Here is an 18,139-nt window from a genome sequence, read left to right on the forward strand (position 1 = left end):
CCTCACATCCGCCCTCAACCTGATCAACACTGTAGAGTCGACTCATGAGGACAGGACGCACCTTCTAAGCCTGACCATCTAGTGCCCGACGAACCCTAATGCGCAGGTCTTCCGACGTGAACGGCTTGAAGACGATGTCGTAGCTCTCTCCGCCCCATCGACCCGGGCTGCCGTCTGCAAACCCGGTCATGAGCAGCACCTTGAGCGAGGACTTCAGCCGCTGCGCATCCTGCGCGAGCAAGACCCCGTTCTTGCTGCCGGGCATGATGATGTCGGTCAGCAAGAGTTTCACGTCGGGATGCTGCCGGAGCGACTGCATCGCCTCCTGCGCGCTGTGGGCGACTGAACATGTGTAGCCGGCGGCCTCCAGCATCGCCGCGGCGGTCTGTGCGACCTCTGGTCGGTCATCCACGACGAGAATATGCTCGCCTTGGCCGGCCCTTGGCTGGATCTTCGGAGCTTCTGTGGCTGCGGCGGAGTCCGCAATCGCCGGAAAATAGAGGCGAACAGTGGTGCCTACCCTTTCCTCCGAGTAGATCGTGGCCGCGCCGCCGCTTTGCTTAGCGAAGCCGTACACCATGGAGAGGCCCAGTCCGGTACCCCCGCTCTCTGCTTTTGTCGTAAAAAACGGGTCCATCACCCTAGCCAGGATCGGCGCAGCGATGCCGACGCCCTCATCGCTGACGGAGACCGTCACGTAGTCACCGGGCAACGCGAGGCCATGACTGGCGGCGTCCTCCTGGTTCGCGCGGAGATTCGCTGACCGGATCCAGATGCGGCCGCCGCGTGGCATAGCGTCTCTAGCATTCACCATCAGATTCAGCAGCGCCGTCTCAAACTGCGAGGGGTCGACACGGGCGTTCGCCAGCAAGGGATCGAGCTCAAGAACCACCCGCACGTCACTGAGCGAGTTCGCAGCCATGTCCGCAGTTCTTGAAATGGTCTCGTTGACGTTCACCACACGGCCTTGAAGCTGCTGCTTTCGGGCGAACGCGAGCAGTTGCTGAGTCAGTGCGCCGGACCGCGACGCCGCCGCTCTGACGTTGGCGATCGATCTCGCAAGCAACGCGTCTTCCGGCGCGGCCGACCGCGCGCGATGAGCCGCAATCTCGGCATTGCCAGTAATGACCTGTAGCAGGTTGTTGAAGTCGTGCGCGATGCCGCCGGTCAGTTGGCCCAATGCCTCCATCTTCTGCGCCTGGCGCAATGCAGCTTCCGCATCGCGCCGCCGACTGACATCGAGCTGGGATGAGAAGTAGTAGATCAACTCGCCGTCCTCGCTACGCACCGGAGTCAGGAACAGCGCGTTCCAGAAGGTTGACCCGTCCTTGCGATAGTTCAGCAGCTCGACCGTCAACTCGCGCTCGGATTTCAGGGTCTCGCGGACGAGCGCCACCGTGCCCGGATCAGTCTCCGGCCCTTGAAGAAAGCGGCAGTTTCGACCGAGGATCTCTTCAAGGGCGTACCCCGTCATTTCAAGGAATGCCTGATTCGCGAACACCAGTGGCGCGTCCGGCTGGCGCGGGTCGGCGACGACCATCGGCATGCGTGTCGCCTGCACTGCGGCGAAGAAAATGTCGCGTCCATGGCCGCCCGACGCAAACCCCTGCGTCTGCACTCGTGCATCGTGGCGTGGCATATGCGGGGCTTTGTCCCGCGGGTCGGTTTCTGAACTCATGACGGCAAATCACCTGGATACGCGTGATGTTGCCAAGCCAAAGAGTGTGTTCAGGCCGGAGTTGATCTTGTTCGCATGCAGGACACGTCTGACAAGCTTTGGAATCGTGGTCGCCCGACGAAGCGTGTTCAGGTCGGCTCAATAAGGCAAGTCAGGACCATCGGCGAAGCTCATTCATGAAGACCCTCGTACTCGCCATCGCCTTGGCGTCTAGTACCGTCGCTTCCCAGGCCCAGCCGACCATCAGCTTGCCGCCTGATGTAGACCGCGTTCTGAAGGACTACGCGCGGGCCTGGGAGGCCAATAAGCCCGAGGCACTCGCCGCGCTCTTCGAGGCCGACGGCATGGCGCTGCCAAGTGGTCAGCCGCCGGCTCGCGGCGCAGAAGCCATCCGCAAGGCGTATTCGCATGGCGCGGGCATGCCTCTGCATTTGCGCCCCATCGCGTTCTGCACTTCGGGGGGAGCTGGCGTATGTCATTGGCACATGGGGCTCCTCGGCAGATCGGCCTGACTTCGGCAAGTTCACACTCGTGCTGCGCAAGAGTGCCGACGGGCGGCGCATCGTGTCGGACATGGACAACGCAAGCACGCCGCCGTCTTCTCCGCCTCAGGCTGCGGGACGCTGAGCTTGCAGGCTTCCGAAAAATCAGTAGCCACCGACCGATGGCCAGTGGATTCCGGCTGGATCAAGATTTCGAGGAGGCTTCAAGTTCACTGTCGCAGCCGGACATGGGCGTCAGTCTTTTCAATCTGTTGGGACTTCTTCGGCTAACGTCTTTGCTATGGACACTGCCGACGTGATGGCCTTGCGGCGAGGGCGCTCTCAAGCTCCCCTTCGGTAACCGGCTTGTATAGGACGCGGTCAAAGAGCGTAGGTTCGTATCCGGCCTCGTCGCCGCGTCGGACATGCGAGGTCACAGCAATGATCCAGGTGCCGCTCGTTGGCTGGACGCGCGCGAGGGCCGCAACAGCCATACCACGCCCTTCCCGGAGATAGGGCTCGATCACGAGGACGCTGGGGGCCTCCTCACCAAGCCGTCGCACAGCCTCCGACTCCGACTGGGCTATCGTCACCCTCCAACCTTGAATGGAAAACCAAGTTCCCAGAGCCTCGGCGGCATCTGGTAGTCATCCAGCACTAGGACTGTGGGGGTTGCAATATCCACGCGCGGATGATCGGTTCGATGAGTGAGCAACGCAACTGCAAGTGATTACAGCCAAGGGTATCTACTGCCGGAAACGTGCAGCCATCGGGAGATCAGATTGCCCCAATGGGTTCACCGTCCGTGCAGCGCCGGAGGGACACCATAGCCGCTAGCGACACGCTGAGCTTGCGGTCCCCCCTGGAGCGGCTATGCGTTTGTTAGTTGTGGAGGACCACGAGGATTCCCTCGATAGCCTCGTGACGTACCTGCAATTTTGTGGCTTCGAAGTCGTCGGCGCTCGGGATGCGGAGAGCGGGCTTGCCGCATATTGCGCCGAGCCGGTTAGGGCAGTTCTGACCGACATCGACCTACCGGGCATGAGCGGATGCGATTTTGCTCGCGCCATCCGGCGCTTTGGAAATCCGCCGCTGCACCTTGACGCCATGAGCGGGAACATATTGCCGGGGCAGGAGCAGGGACTGTTTGAACACTTCTTCCTCAAGCCGCTGAATCTGAACAGCCTCAGTTCGACGCTTTTCAAGTACTGGGCCTGATCGTGCAACCAGCAAGTCCCCGGTGCCAGGCGAGTCCGCCAGGACTGAACGGTTGTCGTAGGACGAAAAACAGCCCCGAACTGGTCCAGGCTCCCGGGGTGCGTACTTGTCCGACGTGGTCGGCAATAAGGACATCGACGAGCTGCCGTTCCGCCTGGAGACTTGGGCGCGAGGCAATGGCTATGTCGGGATCGACGCCGCGCAAGACCCCGAGTGGGTCAACACGGTGTTGACGATGCTCCGCAAGCACTGGCCCAACCCCCATGCTCGCCTTGTCGACTGGTAACCCAAGATCGGCACCCGTGTGTCGGGCGGCGGCCAGACCTCACGCCCTGCCCGGCGCTCAGCCGCGTTCAGCGCTTCCGGTTCGACTGCCACACGACTGAACCTGCCAGCGTCTTGGTGGTGGTTGCCGACCGCGCGTTGTCCAAGGCACCGCCGGCCTTCGTTTCAGTCTTGGCGCCGGTTTGGGCGGCCGTGCCGGCTTGACGGAGAGCGGATCCCGCGAGTGAGCGCTGCAGCGCACTCGCGGAATCGCGGAATCGCTTTGCAGCGTCTTGCCGGCGAGAGAGGCGACCTGGTGGCCGCCGTGGAGGACATGAAGCAGCGCGTCGAAACGGAGGAGCAGGAAGACCAACTCTTCCACGTCGAGGACAACGTCCTGCACCCAAAGCCTGCTCAGCGAACGCCTGAGCGTTCGGGTGAACTACAGCTGGCGGCGAACGCCTGAGGATGCGTGGGACTACGGCAGCATGACGTTCCACCACGACGTAGACCTTCGACCGGACTACTCAGTGCCGCCGCCCACCAGAAAGCCCAGCGCAGCAAAGCTTGCTGAGGAGCGTCAAGAACAGCTCCATCGCGAGTGGGAGCGCCTGCTATTGCTGGCGCTCCACGCCGTGAAGGAATACTTCAGGAACGGCGGCGCCGGTGGCGACATACCTGCATCGTTCCAGGCCAAGCCCGATCCTCATTCGCGGCACCTGAGCAACTTCAGCGCCAAGTTTTGGGTGGGCCCATCCAGCGGTTGAAGCCATGGTCTGAACGCAGGCCCCCGCCCGCTGACAGCGCCAGGCGAGAAATACAGCGCCTGCCGCGAACCGACAACGATGATGCCGGCCCTTGCCCGTCCGATGGGCCTCCGGGGAATCGCGCGGGCACGATGGCTGACCACGCCGACGACGCCTACTTCGAAGCCGGTCCGCCAGCCTCGCTCAGGAGGTGCTTGATGCTTCGCGGCTCCATGAAGCCTGTACCGCAGTGTGTGTACACCTCCGCGAAGGCGGCCGCACAAGCGTTTCTCTGAGGCCCCTCACGGGCCTGGCGCGCCTCGTCCAAGATCGGCCATGCCGGCGACGGGTTGTGCAGCGCCTTGTTGAGGTCCCTGGCAAGCGAGACCTGTTCGGTGGGGCCTTGCATCATGCAGGCCGTTGATGCGCGCCCCACCATCCCATAAGGCGCGGCACGGCAGGTCTGTTCCGCGAAGAACAGGTAGTGCGTCGCGTCGGCGTATGCGTGCTGGAGCTCCATGTCTAAAGTAGGGCTGTCGTTGAGCATGCCGCCCAGGCCAGCAACGAGGCCCAACCCAGCTAAGAGCTCCACCAAGCGGGTTCGCCGAGCGGCGCTCCCCGCCCCAAAGCACCCCTGTGAGTGCGATGACTGCGGTCAGAGCTCCAGCCAGCGCCAGAAGCAAGTGGCCATGCCACGCATGGCGAATTGCCAACGCCGTGCCGGCGATGCAGAAGCAGATGCGAACGTAGATCAACTGTTCTTCCCCTTAGCAGGAAGAGGCGACCGGATGCGATGACGGCTGAAGGAGGATTGTCGAGGCGCCGGCGGAGGCTCTGCCCCACCATGATGGGCAATACCGCAAGCTAGGAGGCGCCGGCCACATGGTGCCGGACCAGTTGGATGACCAATGCCGCACTCAGCGGTCGTCGGCCCGCAGAAATCGAGCGCCTGCAGCCAGCCTGAAGCTGCCTGACGCCGGCGAGAGGCAGCTTCGCAGCGGGAGCGGTCATTCAAAGAAGCCTTCTTGAAAGACGATTACGCCGCAGAGCTGCCATCCGGTCAGGGCAAGCGTGCCGGTCAATTGTGACCGGCGTCCGCAGTTGACCTTCGTGCCGCCCAGCTCGCCCTTTCGAGCAGCAGGCATGAGGCCATGGAACTTCTGCTGTCTAGGATCAAGGCCGCGCTTCAATCGAAGCGAACGAGGTTGAGGGCCGGCAGCGGGCCGCCGGGGAATTGAGACAGCCGGCCACCGAGCGCAACAGAACCGAGGTCGATGCCGGCAAAGCCCAGACGTTCAATCAGCGCCCCGACCTCAGCCTTGGCTGCGGGCTCATCCCCGGCATAGAACAGCACGCGGCGGCCGCCTTCTGCGGCGGGGTCGGCTGCCAACTGCTCGGGCTTCAGGTGGTTGAAGGCCTTGACCACGCGCGCACCCGGCACCCGGTCGGCGAACACTTCTGTCGACGCGCGGCCGTGCAGTTCGGCCGGCCTGAACAGCGGCGCCTCGATGGGATTGTTGGCGTCGATGACGATGCGGCCGGCGAAGTCCGGCAGGCCGGCCAGCGCCGCAGGCAGCTTGGACCAGTTCACCGCGACCAGCACTATGCGCTGCGCCGCGGCTTGCTCGCGGCTGCCAGCGCGCACGCTGGGGCCGATCGAATCGACCAGCGCCTGCAGGCTTTGCGGGCCGCGACTGTTGGACAGGATGGCCGGGATGGCGCAGCGCGCCAAGGCGCGGGCGAAGGCGGTGCCGATGTGACCGGCGCCGATGATGCCGATGGGGGCGATAGACGTGTTCATGCTGGACTCCTTGAGGCGGGTCTCGGACTCAGGACGTGAAGCCGCCATCGGCCACGATGTCGGCGCCAGTGACGAACGAGGCTTGCGGGCTGGCGAGGAAGGTCACGACGTTGGCGATCTCACCCGGCTGGCCGTAGCGGCCGACTGCCATGTGCGGGACCAGCAGCTTGGCCAGTTCGCCATCGGCCGGGTTCATGTCGGTGTTGGTGGGACCGGGGTGCACGGTGTTGACCGTGATGCCACGCGGGCCCAGATCGCGCGCTAGGCTGCGGTTGAAGCCAGTGATGGCGCCCTTGGTCAGCGTGTACAGCGAAGCGCCGGGGAAGGATGCGTACTTTGTCATCGAGCTGCCGATGTGCACGATACGGCCACCGTCCTTCATGTGGCGCACAGCCTCCTGCGTGGCGACGAAGACGCCGGTCACGTTGACGGCGATCATGGTCTGGTAGTCCTCGAACTTGATCTGCTCGATGGGGCCACCAAGCGCGATGCCGGCGTTATTGACCAGGATGTCCAGACCGCCGAAGGTGTCGACAACCTGAGCGACGGCAGCACGTACGGCCTCCGGATCACCCGCGTTGGCCACGATGGCCAGCGCACGGCCGCCAGCCGACTCGATGGCGGCGACGGTTTCTTCGGCCAGTGTGGCCGAGCCGACATAGGTGAAGGCGACCTGGGCGCCGTCGGCGGCCAAACGCTTGGCGATCGCCGCGCCGATCGAGCGCGAACCGCCTGTGACGAGAGCCGTCTTGCCAGCCAGGGGCAGGGCTTGGGAAGCGGTGGTGTTCAGGATAGCGGCGTTCATGGTTTCACTCCGTTTGGGTTGCCGAGAAGATCGGTGGCGTGAATGTCCCGCTTTCATTACCACTTGATTAGTCAGCAGTTGATTGGATCATCTTCAAGCATTCGTTTAAGCTGCACGCATGGAGACCCTCACCAATCTGGAATCTTTCATGCGCAGCGCCGAGGCCCGCAGCTTCTCGGAGGCGGCCCGCCGGCTAGCGCTGACGCCGGCGGCCGTGAGTCGCAATGTCGCGATGCTGGAACGCAACCTGGGCGTGCGGCTGTTTCAGCGCTCCACCCGCCGACTTACGCTAACCGAGGCCGGCGAGAACTTCCTAGGGGCTATCGGTGGCAATCTGGAGGCGCTGCAAGCCGCGATCGCGGCGGTCACGGCGGAAGACGGTGAGCCGGCCGGCGTGCTCAAGGTCAGCTTGGCACCGACCTTCGGACTGAGCCACCTACTGCCGCTGCTGCCCGAGTTCCTCGCTCGCTATCCGCGCATCCGGCCGGAGTGGCATTTCGAGAACCGCGCCGTGGACCTGATCGCTGAGGGCTATGACGCGGCCATCGGCGGCGGCTTCGAGCTGTCGCCCGGCGTGGTGGCCCGCCCGCTGGCGCCGGCTCACATCGTCGCCGTGGCGTCACCGGCGTACCTGACGCGGCGCCTGTCTCCCTCCGACCCCGCGGGCCTGGCGGAACTGGACGGCGTCGTGATGCGGTCGCTCTCGTCCGGCCGCATTCGCACCTGGGCCATGCGAAACGCGCACGGCGAAGAGATCCCGGCGGTGCTGCGCGAGAGCATCGTCGTCAATGATCCGGCGGCGCTGCGCGAGGCGGCGCGGCTGGGCCTGGGCGTGGCCATGGTGGCGGTGCCAGACGTGCTGCCCTGGCTGGAGTCGGGCGAGCTGGTGCGGGTGCTGCCGCATTGGTGGGCGGACGCCGGCGCCATCTCGCTGTACTACGCCAGTCGCAACCTGCTGCCTGGCAAGACGCGAGCCTTCATCGACATGGTGATGGCGGCGTTCGAACGCGAGGACTTTGCGCGCCGTTTCGCGGGCAGCCTGGGCTCCGTCACGCCGCGAAAGAAGCCCACGCGTTCATCGTGACCTTGTCAGGCCGGAAAGGCGGAAGGCCATCGCACCGGGCTTCGCCACGGTTGCCCCGAAGTCTGCAATGCATCGGCATCACCCGGTCACCACGGACCAGACCGGTTGTTCAAGATCCCTCGAGGCTTGCGCTTGGTCGAACATCCGGTCTCGGAGGTGCGGCGGACATACGCGCCGCTGTCGGTCGAATGGCAGTTCCCGATCAGCGCCGCCGCCCGGATTGCTGAGAGCGAAGGAGTCTGACCAGCCTGATGCCGCCGGTCGTTCTGCAGCGGTTGCGGCCGATGGATAACGCGACTTCGGCGCACAGTCAATGGTGCTTAGCAGACATCGGACCGGCGCGGATCGCGCGCGCTCAATGACCGCTGATGGATTTGCAGCCGACATGGTGAGTTCCGAGGCGCGCTAGCGTCGGTCGAATGACCGCTGCCTTCGGTGGCGAACAGCCACACTCGACCCTCAGCTGCCCTCCACTCAGGCTTCCGCATCGGGTATGAGGCGGCCCACAGAATCAGCCGTGGCCTCCGACCGATTCCAACGTCGACAAGAAGCGGTTACGACCTGGTTCGCAGCCAATGGTTGGCGAGTGAGGCACCTGGAAGCATTCCCGCACGTCGATAGCAGTCCTGCGGAACCGTTGAGTCAACACCGAAGTCTGCGCCAAAGATGTCATTGACAAGCCCGACAAATACGGCGGGCTGAATATTCCAGAAATAGGCCAACGCCGTCAGCACGGTCGGAAGTAGCTCATCCACGTCCGGATAGCTGGAGCGAGCCTGCACATGTCCGGCCGGTCCGAAGACTTGCAGCTCATCTTGTCCGTCCTCTCCTCGCCAACGCATCTGCATGTGAAGCGACATGACGAGGAAGCGCACTCTGCCTTCACGAGTGAGTTCGCCATAAGGCCGGCCCGCCTGGTAGTCGCCTCCTGGATCGCTCCATGGTTCAAAGCCCGGGATCTCCGACGCATCAATCGTGCGCGCAAGCCGGGTGGGATAAAGCGGTTCCGGTTTCCTTCGCATGGTGACGTGTTCCGTGGGAGATGTCGCAGTCTATGAGGAACAGCGAGACGTTCGGCAGCGGGCGTTGGGGTCAACACTGCGCGGGTAGGTGCGTCCCTCCTGGAACTGGTTATCCATCTTTTTAATCTTCACCGAGGCGCTCGCACCGGACGCCTTCACAAGCACCCCGCCTTTGGTGGCTGCCCCAACGGCCGCCATGGCGCAAGAGCTTACTTGCATCATCTGCAGGACGTGCCAAGCGGCTGCTCAAGCACACTAGCGAGGCGGGCTTGGCTCAGAGCGTGCATGAGGCGGTGCAGGAGAGGCGTGCCGAGCAGGAGGGATCGGCTGGTCGTTGCGGCTTGCGCAACGAAGTTGTGAACGCGCGGGAGCTACTGGGGAACTGTTTGCTCGACCAAAGAACGAACATGCATGTAGTGGTCATCAAGATGCACGCCGATCTTTTGTAGGAAGGAGAGGATGCCGAGCAGTTCTCCCCTCATATTGCCGATCAGCTTCTTCAACTGGGCGTCCGTCTTGGCGTTCACCAGAGGGTCCTGTGACATGTCCTTGGCAGCGTAGACGCTGGTCCACAGGTCAAAGTAGTCCTGCATCTTGCGTTCGTAGGTTTGAACGAGCGCGAGATCCTGGGGACCAAGTGCTTTTGAGAGGTCCGCATCGGTGATCGTTTGGCGGGTGTAATCGCCTTCCTTGACGACGACATCCTTTCCCTCGGTCTCCACGCGAAAACGCCAACGCTGATCCTTTGCTTCTGCCTGCTCGAACTTAGGGTGACCCAGAATGACCCGCTTGATCGGCCCTGCCAACCTGTCGAAAAGGTCGACGGCGCCCTTAGTCGCAGCGACAACGGCTGCGATTTCCGCTGGAGAGAGCATGTTTCCTCCTTTTGACTGGCGTCGTGACCAAATGAGTGGCTTGGCCTGTTGATACCCACGGGACTGCCTTTGCCGATTCGACAGCCCGCGGTGGGGGCGGTGTCCCGCAAGCAAGTCTCGTTATAGGTAGCCGATCTGCGGGGCGCATCCTCAGACATGAGGATGCGCCCGCAACATCACCGTGTGGGCCACCGCGCTCAACGAGTTCCTCAGGAGGCGGCGCTCACACCTGATGGCTGTCCGCGGTCGCTGGCAGCCCGGTTGTTTGCGCGCACAGCCTCACCGCCGGGAGGCTGGAAGACCTGCCGTGTCGGCGCTGAAAATTCAAAGTTGAGCGAAACGAAAAACTGAAAGTTCAGACTTGAATGAGACACGGGTTCAAAGCCCGCTGACTCGTTCAGCGCCAAGTGGCTGATCGGGGCCGGTTTTCAGTTTTGGGCTGTGCGCAAACCGACATCGGCTTCGACAAAGCGCGACCGGCTGCTATGGGTCGAGACCGCTAGTTCGCACCGCGTCATAGCTGCTGTTGACGGCGGCGTCGCGCGGGCCAATGCACCGAGTCGGCCGAGCGGCGGGTTCCGGAGGTTCACCAGTCACACGGTCCCGCACACGTCGGATGACCGGTACCGCACTCAGCGGTCGTCGGCCCGCAGAAATCGAGCGCCTGCAGCCAGCCTAGAGCCGCGGCAACCACGCAGCGTTTGCTGTCGCTCATCTCCGCCAGCGTACTCACGTTGTCTGGCAGTTTGCCGTATCGGGCTCCGTGCGCGGCTGCCCGCGTGGCATGGTCGATAGCCCCTCTCACAGCCACAGGACGGCCCCGGAAACAGGGCAAACCTCAGCGGCATTGGTCTTCAAGACCTTTATCGAGTTCCGCTCTTCGGGAGAACGCTTGCCGAGTAATCCTGGCCTTTGGCATAGGCAACTGTTCAAAGGCGTCATCGGACAGGACCTCACATCCGCCCTCAACCTGATCAACACTGTAGGGAGACGGTCGGGACGAGCCCGACGTTTCGCGCAGCTTGGGAGAAGGGCGCCGCTGTCTGATTCCCGCGAGCTGGTACCGGTAACCCAACTGGGAGACGGGGCGCAATGCGTGGTGGTAACTTAAGCGCGCCGACGGGCTGCCGTGGATGCTCGCCGGGACCTGGAACCACTGGACGGACTGGGCCACGGGCGAGATCGTTCCTAACTACACGATGCTGACGTGAAACTGCGACGGCCATTCGATGCTGGCCCGACTGCACAAGCCAGATCCGAACCTGCCTGCCGACAAGCAGGACAAGCGCGCTGTGGTCGACGGTGAGCCTGAGGACTGGGCGGCCTGGCTTGCGGGGCCTGTCGATGGTGCCCAGCTGCTGATCCGCCCGCGGCCGGCCGATTTTTCGATCAGGCCGACGCGGTCAGGACCGACGCTCTTCTCCTCCAACTGGGCCAGGACAAAGACGCGATTCAGCAAGTCATGCTGGCGTCGCTCAGATTTCACGTAAAGCCATCGCGCGAAAACGCTCTACGGTGTAGCCTCATCACGCTGGCTGCCTTTGAGATCTATGTCAGACACCGGGCCGCGCGACGCGTATCCGAGAGTTCGCATGATTAGCCGTCTCAGGGTTTCAGCTGCAATGCTGCACTTGCAGCGCTGCGTCGTGGCTGAGCAGCTTGCTTGGAAGGACGCGAGCCCCCGCAAGGGTGCCCAAGCGCCGTTTGTGGGGGATGAGGCCCAGCGAGCACTTGAGATCTGGCGGCGCAAAAAGTCCGAACTCGGCATTGCGATAGAGGAACTCGTAATCTGCCACCGAGCTCTCACATTGCTGGAGTAGCCTCCATAAGGGCCACTGCCCGGCTGTCGACCGTCACAAGCTCATCCGCCAGCGCTTCATCGAGCTCGTCGCCGGCCAGTCGCAGAATTAAGGCAGCAAACTCGAGGTGGGCCGCATCCAACGCGGCGAGCATCGCGTCGCGCCAGCGCTCGCTTGCGGCACCTGCTGCTGTTCTGACCCCGTAGTCCCCTCTGCCGCCAGCGAGAAGCGCCTCGACCACGCCTGCGGCGCCGCCCAGGCTCCGCTCCAGCTCCCGGCGAATCGTGCGCTCGGTGCTGTTGTGGTCACTCTCAAGCACGACGACCTAGTGCATTCCGACGAGGTAATCCATGTCGACTCCCCAGCGTTTACCTTGGCCTCATGTCCGCCGGTAGCTCGCTCTCGCGGTCGAGCCTCGGTATCAGTCTGTCGCCAGAACTTCAAAGCTCGCTGGGTGGCTCTATCCATCGATGACCTCCCTGTTCAGAATCGTGGCAATTAAGCCTAGCGTTCACAATGATTGGGCCTCCTCGCATCGCAGGAGATTAGCTTCAGCTGCGGCGATTAAATGGCACATTACTGCTGGGTTCGGATGTCCACCCTTTGTAACGCGGTCAATTTCTTGCAAGAGGGCTTCAACAGAAACTACCCATCTCGCCAGGGCAAGATGAAGCTGCTCGCTCGTCGCGGTGGAAATTTGTACCATGCGACTATGCTGGCACCATCTGAAGCCGCGCTCAGTGCGCTGGTGCACATCACGCCCGGATTTGGCCTCACAGTGTCTTGGCTTGCGCAGGTTGCGCCGGTGAACGAGGAGATTGCCCGTTCGCTGGAGCCTTCAGCAAGAGGCCGTCTCGCAGAGTGTCCGTAACTGAGCATGTGCAATCGTGATTCATTGGCGGCGCGGGCCTCGCTGCGACGACTGAGTCGACCTCCGCTTCCAGTCCTGAAGCAGAGGCGCCGAGGGGAGCTCGCACCAAATTCGCACGGATAGTGCCTAGACGCTGTCTGGCTGAGGCCGCTCGCGGGTTCAATTCTCGCCATCGATCCGGATGGCCTGCTGCCCTGAAAACGTGTCGCTAAAGACGTCGCTGACTTAGACCTTCGCGATAGAGCAAGCCGCCAATCGTGATCAGGACCGCGCGGTCGTCTTCTGTCAGCCTATCGTGAGGGAGCTCCATCCAGTTGGCGAGCATCACGATCGCATCGTCGATCGATTGACCTGAGCGTTGTGCATCGAGAGCTTCCGCTTGGCCTTGGAACACAGCGATCAGTGTGTTGCATCGACCGGTTGAATCCGCCAGCGGAAGCGGACGTTCGTTAACCGCAGCAGCGGGAGAACTTCGGTGCCGCGGCCGTAGCAACAAGCCGAGAGCGCCATCAGCCGGGAGGGACGGCGCACAGCTCTGCCAACCCCTGCGCGCGGGTGACGGGCCGCACATAGTTCAAGTCGCGGCGCGCCTTTCCGACGTTCAACGTCACCTCAACGGCTGAGGGCGCCAACGCCTGCCTTGTGACCGGCAGACTCCAGCGCCCGCCGGTTACCGCCCACCGTCGATCCAGGCGAACTTGCCAGAATCCACAGCCTTCAACAATTGCGGCAGCGCGGTCGTGTCGTCGCGTTCCCAGATGAATCGCGGGCGGACGACGACAACGTCCAGCCGGGCTTGCGACGCGGCGAGCGCCTCGCGTTCCGCCTGAGCCTTTGTGGCGGAATAGCCGCCGACCGGGCGCGCCGGGAGGGGCCAGCTCTCTTCAGCATTCACCAGCGGTCCGCCATCCAAGAGCACCGACTCCGTGCTCAGGTGCACGGCCCGTCGCACCGTCCCAGGCAGGCTGCCCCCACGCCTCAGCCCCATTATCCAAGCGCGGCGCCTCTTGCTGACCACGCCGGCTACTTGGCGCAAGAGACCGAGAAGCGCGTGGAGATTTTCATTGCTGATGACGAAACCGTTGCCCGCCTCGCCCACGTACTGCCAGGGCAGACCTAGCACCAGGGCGTCGAACTGAGTGCGGCTAGGCTCAGCGTGCCGGTCACGTCGCGGGGCCAACTGAAGCGGCCCGCGTTGAGGCGGCGGGCTGCGAAGCCCCCACGCGGGTCAGATGACGGCCCAGACGCCATCGCTAGTCGACGGCACTGAGGAGGTCCTCCGTGCCGAATGCTCTGACGAGGTCAGTGGCGCGGCCCTCATGCGCCTCTCGTTCACGCCATTCAGCGACACATGGCGAATGCGTCCCCCCGCCTGCGCAGCAGCGGCAGCGTGCGTTCCGCCGACGTCGATCTTGAATACGTCGACCGACTCGACCATCCGATTGGCTTGCTCCCTCAGGCTGTCTGCGGCAGCCGCGGACTCTTCGACGAGCGCAGCGTTTTGCTGGGTGGCTTGGTCCATCTGTGCGACTGCTTGACCGATCTGGGACACACCGGTGCTCTGCTCTGCGCTTGCTGCACTGATCTCAGCCATGACGTCAGTCACGCGCCCGATCGCGGCAACTACCTCTTCCATCGTGGCGCCAGCTTTATCCACGAGGGCGGTACCCTCCTCAACACGGGTGGTACTGTCGTTAATGAGCTGTTTGATCTCCTTCGCCGCTTGTGCCGAGCGTGTAGCCAAGCTGCGAACCTCCGACGCCACAACTGCGAATCCGCGCCCCTGTTCACCTGCGCGCGCAGCCTCCACTGCCGCATTCAGCGCCAGGATGTTGGTTTGGAATGCGATCCCATCGATGGTTCCGATGATGTCGCCGATCCGCTTGCTGCTGTCCTGGATGCCTCGCATCTTCCCGATCACTTGACTGACGACCTCGCCGCCCCGGCCCGCCACTTCACTAGCACCCCGAGCTAGCAGGCTGCCTTGCACGGCGTTGTCGGCGTTTTGCCGAACGGTGGCACTGAGCTGCTCCATGGAAGAAGCTGTTTGCTCAAGTGCGGACGCTTGCTCCTCGGTCCGGTTCGACAAATCGTTGTTGCCGTGCGCAATCTCTTCGCTGGCGCCGGCGATGGTTTGCGCAGCCTGGCGCACCTGTCCGATCAGGGTGACGAGCTGCTGCTGCATTTGGCCCATCGACGCGAGCACACTACCGTAAGGTGCCGAGTCGGCACCGCTAACGGTACTCAGGTCCCCCTGTGCCACGCGTTGCGCGACCTCGCTCAGCACGGCGGGCTCCGTGCCGAGCGCTCGCAGCATGCGCCGGGTGATGAAGAGTCCGAGCGCGATCGCGGCCGCAACGGCCACTGCGCTTGCGATCCCGAGCCACCAGCGCTGACCCGCGTAGTCGGTTTCAGCGGAGCGCACGCTTTGGTCGGCTTGGGCCCGGGTCTCGTCGACGTATTCGCGCGCCGCGGCGAGAAGGGCGGAAAGCAGCGGGCGGCAATCCCGGCTGATCGCCTGCGTAGCCTCCTCACGCTTGCCCGCGTCCGCCATCGCAACGATGCCGGCAGCCACCGGGCTGTACTTGGCCTCGATTTCCAGGATGCGTGCCAGGATTGCGCGCTCGCGATCGCTCGTGGAGGAGCGCTGGACGGTGCTCTTCAGCTTCTCAAGCGTTTTACCGAGCTGCGCATGCGCACTGAGCGCCATCTCTTTGCCTGCCTGCAACTCGCCGGGGGACTGAGCGATGGCCATGTCCCGCACCCCGATCGCGCGGCGGTTCGCCTCGATACGTAGGTCGACCGCCAGCCCTTCCCGTTGGGCAATACCGTTCACAAAGTCGGTGAAACGGCCGCTCGTGGCACCAAGATCGTGAAGCGCCAGAAGGGACACAGCGGTCACACACGCCGCCAGTAGACCAAACGCCAGCACAAGAAGCTGCTTCACAGATAAACGCGACATTGGCACACCCGTTCAAGTTGGCAGAGGAAACCCGCGCGGTTGCAGGGCTGATGGGTGGTACTGTGCGCCGTACGACAAAATTCGGAAAGTCGGAGTCGCCGCTTCTTGGTGTCGGACCTTTGCCTACATGAACTGGCTTTGCGCTCGCAGTTGGCTCACTCAAGTGCGGCTGCAACGCCGACGCGAGTGCGAAGGTTCACCCTTTCCCGGGATTGGTTTTAGTTGGGATGACGGACTAACGGCTCACGCTGGCCACGGTTGAATTCAGGGGGCCTGCTCACAGCCTGGAGGCGTGTAGCCGAGCTCTCGCTGAATCTGAGGCGCATCGCACGTCTTCTCGTCGACCGATGCTGCACAGCCCGCTAGCGCAGCGAGCACCGCCAGGACGTAAGCACGAAGGTAAGTTTTCATGGGTGAGCTCCTTCACGTAGGCCCCGCGCGGGGGCGTCGCACGGCAATGACTTGCCGAAGGGAATCCGAATGGGCCTGGCCTCAGCCCAGGCCCAGCTGCTTGCGCAGGCTTTTGTCGACAGGGCCGGCGGGCATAAAGCGGCGCAACTTGCTCAGAAGTGAGGCTTGGCCCGGGGGCGGGCGTCGCATCCGCCTGGCTCCAAATGCCGCATCGACGATGGTGTTGGCGACGGTCGCCGGGTCGCCGCCGCCATTGACATTGGTAGAGAACGACCGCGTGACGCGTTGGCGTTCTTTGTCGTAGGCATTGATCAACGTGGCCGCGTGGGGCGAGTTGGCCTCGAGGCTGGTCTTCGTGTAGGAAGGCTGCACCAGAGTGACGCGGATACCGAACTGGCGAACCTCGTGATCCAGCGATTCCGACAACCCTTCGATGGCGTGCTTGGATGCGGCGTAGAGTCCCATGTAGGGTCCCGGCAGAAAACCCAGCACGGAGCTGACATTGATGATCCTGCCCTGCCGCCGCTCCCGCATGTGCGGCAGGACCGCCTGCGAGACTCTGAGAACGCCCAGCACGTTGGTGTCGAACAGGGCGGCCGCCTCGGCAGGCATGGTCTCCTCCACCGCGCCGATCATGCTGACGCCGGCGTTATTGACGAGGACATCGACCCGCCCGGCGCGGCCGATCACTGTCAGCACGCCGGCGAGCACCGAGGCGTCTTTGCGAACGTCCATCTCGACCAGCTCGACACCGGCGATCGGGGTGGCCTTCTGGAGGCTGCGCACCGTTCCGAAAACGCGGCTGCCGCACGCGACGAACTTCTTGGCTGTCGCGAGCCCGATGCCGGAGGAAACGCCTGTGATTAGGATAGTGGGTTGGTTGGTCATGAAGATCTCTGGTTGAATCAGGCGAATGCGGGCGAAGCGCGGCCGCACACGTACCAATGCACGCGTGACGCCTCGTCATGCGGATGCCGGTGCCGCGGCAGCCTGCGGGCACCGGAGAAGGGATCAGGCCCTCAGGTCAGCATCGACTGCTGGGCGAAGATGCCCGCCATCGCGCCCTGCCACGAGGCCTGGGTGACTGAGGGGAGGAAGGGCGTGGCGAGGTCGCCGGCGGCGTAGATGCCGGGCATGCTGGTTTGGCGGCGCTCGTCGACCCTAAGGGCGATGCCGGCGGGCGTATCGACCGTGACGAGGCCCAGTGATTCATGCAGGCCTGCCGACGGCTTGTTACGCGGATGGGCGAACAGGACATCGACCGCGACATTGCCGTGGGTATCGAGATTGACGGTGGAGATATGGCCCTTGCGATGGGCGATCTCGATGATGCGGCCATCGACGACAGGTATCTTGCGGCGCGCCAGATCGGCCTGGATATCGGGCGCGATGTAGTGACCATCGGCGAACACCGTCAACTTGTCGGTCCAATCGCCAAACAGCTTGGCGGACTGGTGGGACGGCGGCCCCGACCAGACAAGGCCCCAATGCTGGCCGGCGACTTCAAAGCCGTCGCAATAGGGGCAGGGAACGATGGACGTGCCCCAGCTTTCGGCAAAGCCTGGCACATCAGGCATCTGGTCGGCGACGCCATAGCTCAGGACCACGCGGCGTGCCCTAAAGCTTTCGCCGTCGCCAGTGACCACGGAAAAATCATCGATGGCGCCAGCGACGCTGTCGGCCTTGGCATTGACGAGCTTGATCGCGGGATATCGCGCCAGTTGCCGCCGCGCCTCGGCCAGGATGTCCAGCGGCGGCTTGTGATCGTGGCCAAGCAGGCCATGGGAGTGACCGGCGAAGCGATTGCGCGGCAACCCGGTGTCGAGAACGGTGACCTTGCGGCCGGCACGTCCGAGCTGCAGGGCGGCGGCGAGGCCGGCAAAGCTGCCGCCGATGATGATGACGTCATTCATGGTGATGGGCTCCGTTTTGTGGCCAGAGGGAGGTGGGCTGGGCTTGGCAGTGGACTGGGCGATGGCGAGGCCGGTGGTGGAGAGCGCGGCCAGCGTCAGAAGGGCTCGTCGTTGCATGGAAGGCTGACCGTCTGACCGACCGACAGTCGGCTCGATGTGGTTGTCATGCGGGATCACGCTCAGCGCCCGGCGATGCTTGAGCCGGCTT

18 protein-coding genes are annotated in these 18,139 nt (G+C 63.5%); 6 read left to right on the forward strand and 12 right to left on the reverse strand.

Annotation, left to right across the window (positions count from 1 at the left end; all coding sequences use genetic code 11):
• Positions 1-64: 64 nt before the first annotated feature.
• Positions 65-1,678 (reverse strand): histidine kinase famiy protein, encoded by a 1,614-nt coding sequence (locus AC07PR_RS22130; RefSeq protein WP_495136581.1) that lies wholly within the window; start codon positions 1,676-1,678, stop codon positions 65-67.
• A gap of 176 nt (positions 1,679-1,854) precedes the next feature.
• Here AC07PR_RS22130 and AC07PR_RS22135 point away from each other — a divergent pair, with 176 nt between their 5' ends.
• The 5 genes from AC07PR_RS22135 (at position 1,855) to AC07PR_RS22155 (ending at position 4,409) form a co-directional block, all read left to right on the forward strand.
• A complete protein-coding gene (locus tag AC07PR_RS22135; protein WP_495136582.1) occupies positions 1,855-2,190 on the forward strand; it encodes a YybH family protein in 336 nt (111 codons plus the stop codon).
• A gap of 843 nt (positions 2,191-3,033) precedes the next feature.
• The gene (locus AC07PR_RS22140; protein WP_495136583.1) at positions 3,034-3,378 is read left to right on the forward strand and encodes a response regulator; all 345 of its coding nucleotides are present in this window, start codon (positions 3,034-3,036) and stop codon (positions 3,376-3,378) included.
• 106 nt (positions 3,379-3,484) lie between these two features.
• A complete protein-coding gene (locus AC07PR_RS22145) occupies positions 3,485-3,664 on the forward strand; it encodes a hypothetical protein (protein WP_495136584.1) in 180 nt (59 codons plus the stop codon).
• 222 nt (positions 3,665-3,886) lie between these two features.
• Entirely contained in the window at positions 3,887-4,108 is a 222-nt protein-coding gene (locus AC07PR_RS22150; protein ID WP_495136585.1) for a hypothetical protein, read from the forward strand.
• 22 nt (positions 4,109-4,130) lie between these two features.
• Positions 4,131-4,409, forward strand: coding sequence for a hypothetical protein (locus tag AC07PR_RS22155; RefSeq protein WP_495136586.1), 279 nt, complete (start codon positions 4,131-4,133; stop codon positions 4,407-4,409).
• A 154-nt stretch (positions 4,410-4,563) separates the two neighbouring features.
• Here the strand turns inward: AC07PR_RS22155 and AC07PR_RS22160 are convergent, their stop codons facing one another.
• The 4 genes from AC07PR_RS22160 to AC07PR_RS22175 form a co-directional block, all read right to left on the reverse strand.
• Positions 4,564-4,935: a hypothetical protein gene (locus AC07PR_RS22160; RefSeq protein ID WP_495136587.1), complete on the reverse strand. Its 372-nt coding sequence runs from the start codon at positions 4,933-4,935 to the stop codon at positions 4,564-4,566.
• A 460-nt stretch (positions 4,936-5,395) separates the two neighbouring features.
• Positions 5,396-5,533 carry a hypothetical protein gene (locus AC07PR_RS22165; RefSeq protein WP_495136588.1) on the reverse strand — a complete coding sequence of 46 codons (138 nt, stop codon included), beginning with the start codon at positions 5,531-5,533 and terminating at the stop codon, positions 5,396-5,398.
• Positions 5,534-5,574: 41 nt separating this feature from the next.
• Positions 5,575-6,189 carry an NADPH-dependent F420 reductase gene (locus tag AC07PR_RS22170; protein ID WP_495136589.1) on the reverse strand — a complete coding sequence of 205 codons (615 nt, stop codon included), beginning with the start codon at positions 6,187-6,189 and terminating at the stop codon, positions 5,575-5,577.
• A 28-nt stretch (positions 6,190-6,217) separates the two neighbouring features.
• Positions 6,218-6,994, reverse strand: a complete 777-nt coding sequence (locus tag AC07PR_RS22175; RefSeq protein ID WP_495136590.1) for a 3-oxoacyl-ACP reductase family protein — start codon at positions 6,992-6,994, stop codon at positions 6,218-6,220.
• 118 nt (positions 6,995-7,112) lie between these two features.
• On the opposite strand from AC07PR_RS22175, the gene AC07PR_RS22180 reads away from it, so the two are divergent.
• A complete protein-coding gene (locus AC07PR_RS22180; RefSeq protein WP_495136591.1) occupies positions 7,113-8,078 on the forward strand; it encodes a LysR family transcriptional regulator in 966 nt (321 codons plus the stop codon).
• Positions 8,079-8,632: 554 nt separating this feature from the next.
• Here the strand turns inward: AC07PR_RS22180 and AC07PR_RS22185 are convergent.
• From AC07PR_RS22185 to AC07PR_RS22215, 7 genes are all read right to left on the reverse strand, one after another.
• Positions 8,633-9,100 (reverse strand): hypothetical protein, encoded by a 468-nt coding sequence (locus tag AC07PR_RS22185; protein ID WP_495136592.1) that lies wholly within the window; start codon positions 9,098-9,100, stop codon positions 8,633-8,635.
• Between the two features lie 371 nt (positions 9,101-9,471).
• Positions 9,472-9,975, reverse strand: coding sequence for a hypothetical protein (locus tag AC07PR_RS22190; RefSeq protein WP_495136593.1), 504 nt, complete (start codon positions 9,973-9,975; stop codon positions 9,472-9,474).
• 1,803 nt (positions 9,976-11,778) lie between these two features.
• Positions 11,779-12,093 (reverse strand): hypothetical protein, encoded by a 315-nt coding sequence (locus AC07PR_RS22195; RefSeq protein ID WP_495136594.1) that lies wholly within the window; start codon positions 12,091-12,093, stop codon positions 11,779-11,781.
• Between the two features lie 1,222 nt (positions 12,094-13,315).
• Positions 13,316-13,585, reverse strand: a complete 270-nt coding sequence (locus AC07PR_RS22200; RefSeq protein ID WP_495136595.1) for a hypothetical protein — start codon at positions 13,583-13,585, stop codon at positions 13,316-13,318.
• A 288-nt stretch (positions 13,586-13,873) separates the two neighbouring features.
• Positions 13,874-15,592 (reverse strand): methyl-accepting chemotaxis protein, encoded by a 1,719-nt coding sequence (locus tag AC07PR_RS22205; protein ID WP_431100842.1) that lies wholly within the window; start codon positions 15,590-15,592, stop codon positions 13,874-13,876.
• Positions 15,593-16,099: 507 nt separating this feature from the next.
• The gene (locus AC07PR_RS22210) at positions 16,100-16,906 is read right to left on the reverse strand and encodes an oxidoreductase (RefSeq protein ID WP_431100843.1); all 807 of its coding nucleotides are present in this window, start codon (positions 16,904-16,906) and stop codon (positions 16,100-16,102) included.
• 131 nt (positions 16,907-17,037) lie between these two features.
• Entirely contained in the window at positions 17,038-17,931 is an 894-nt protein-coding gene (locus AC07PR_RS22215; protein WP_495136596.1) for an NAD(P)/FAD-dependent oxidoreductase, read from the reverse strand.
• Positions 17,932-18,139 lie beyond the last annotated feature (208 nt).

It is taken from the genome of Roseateles sp. GW821-FHT09H11, from assembly GCF_059415845.1.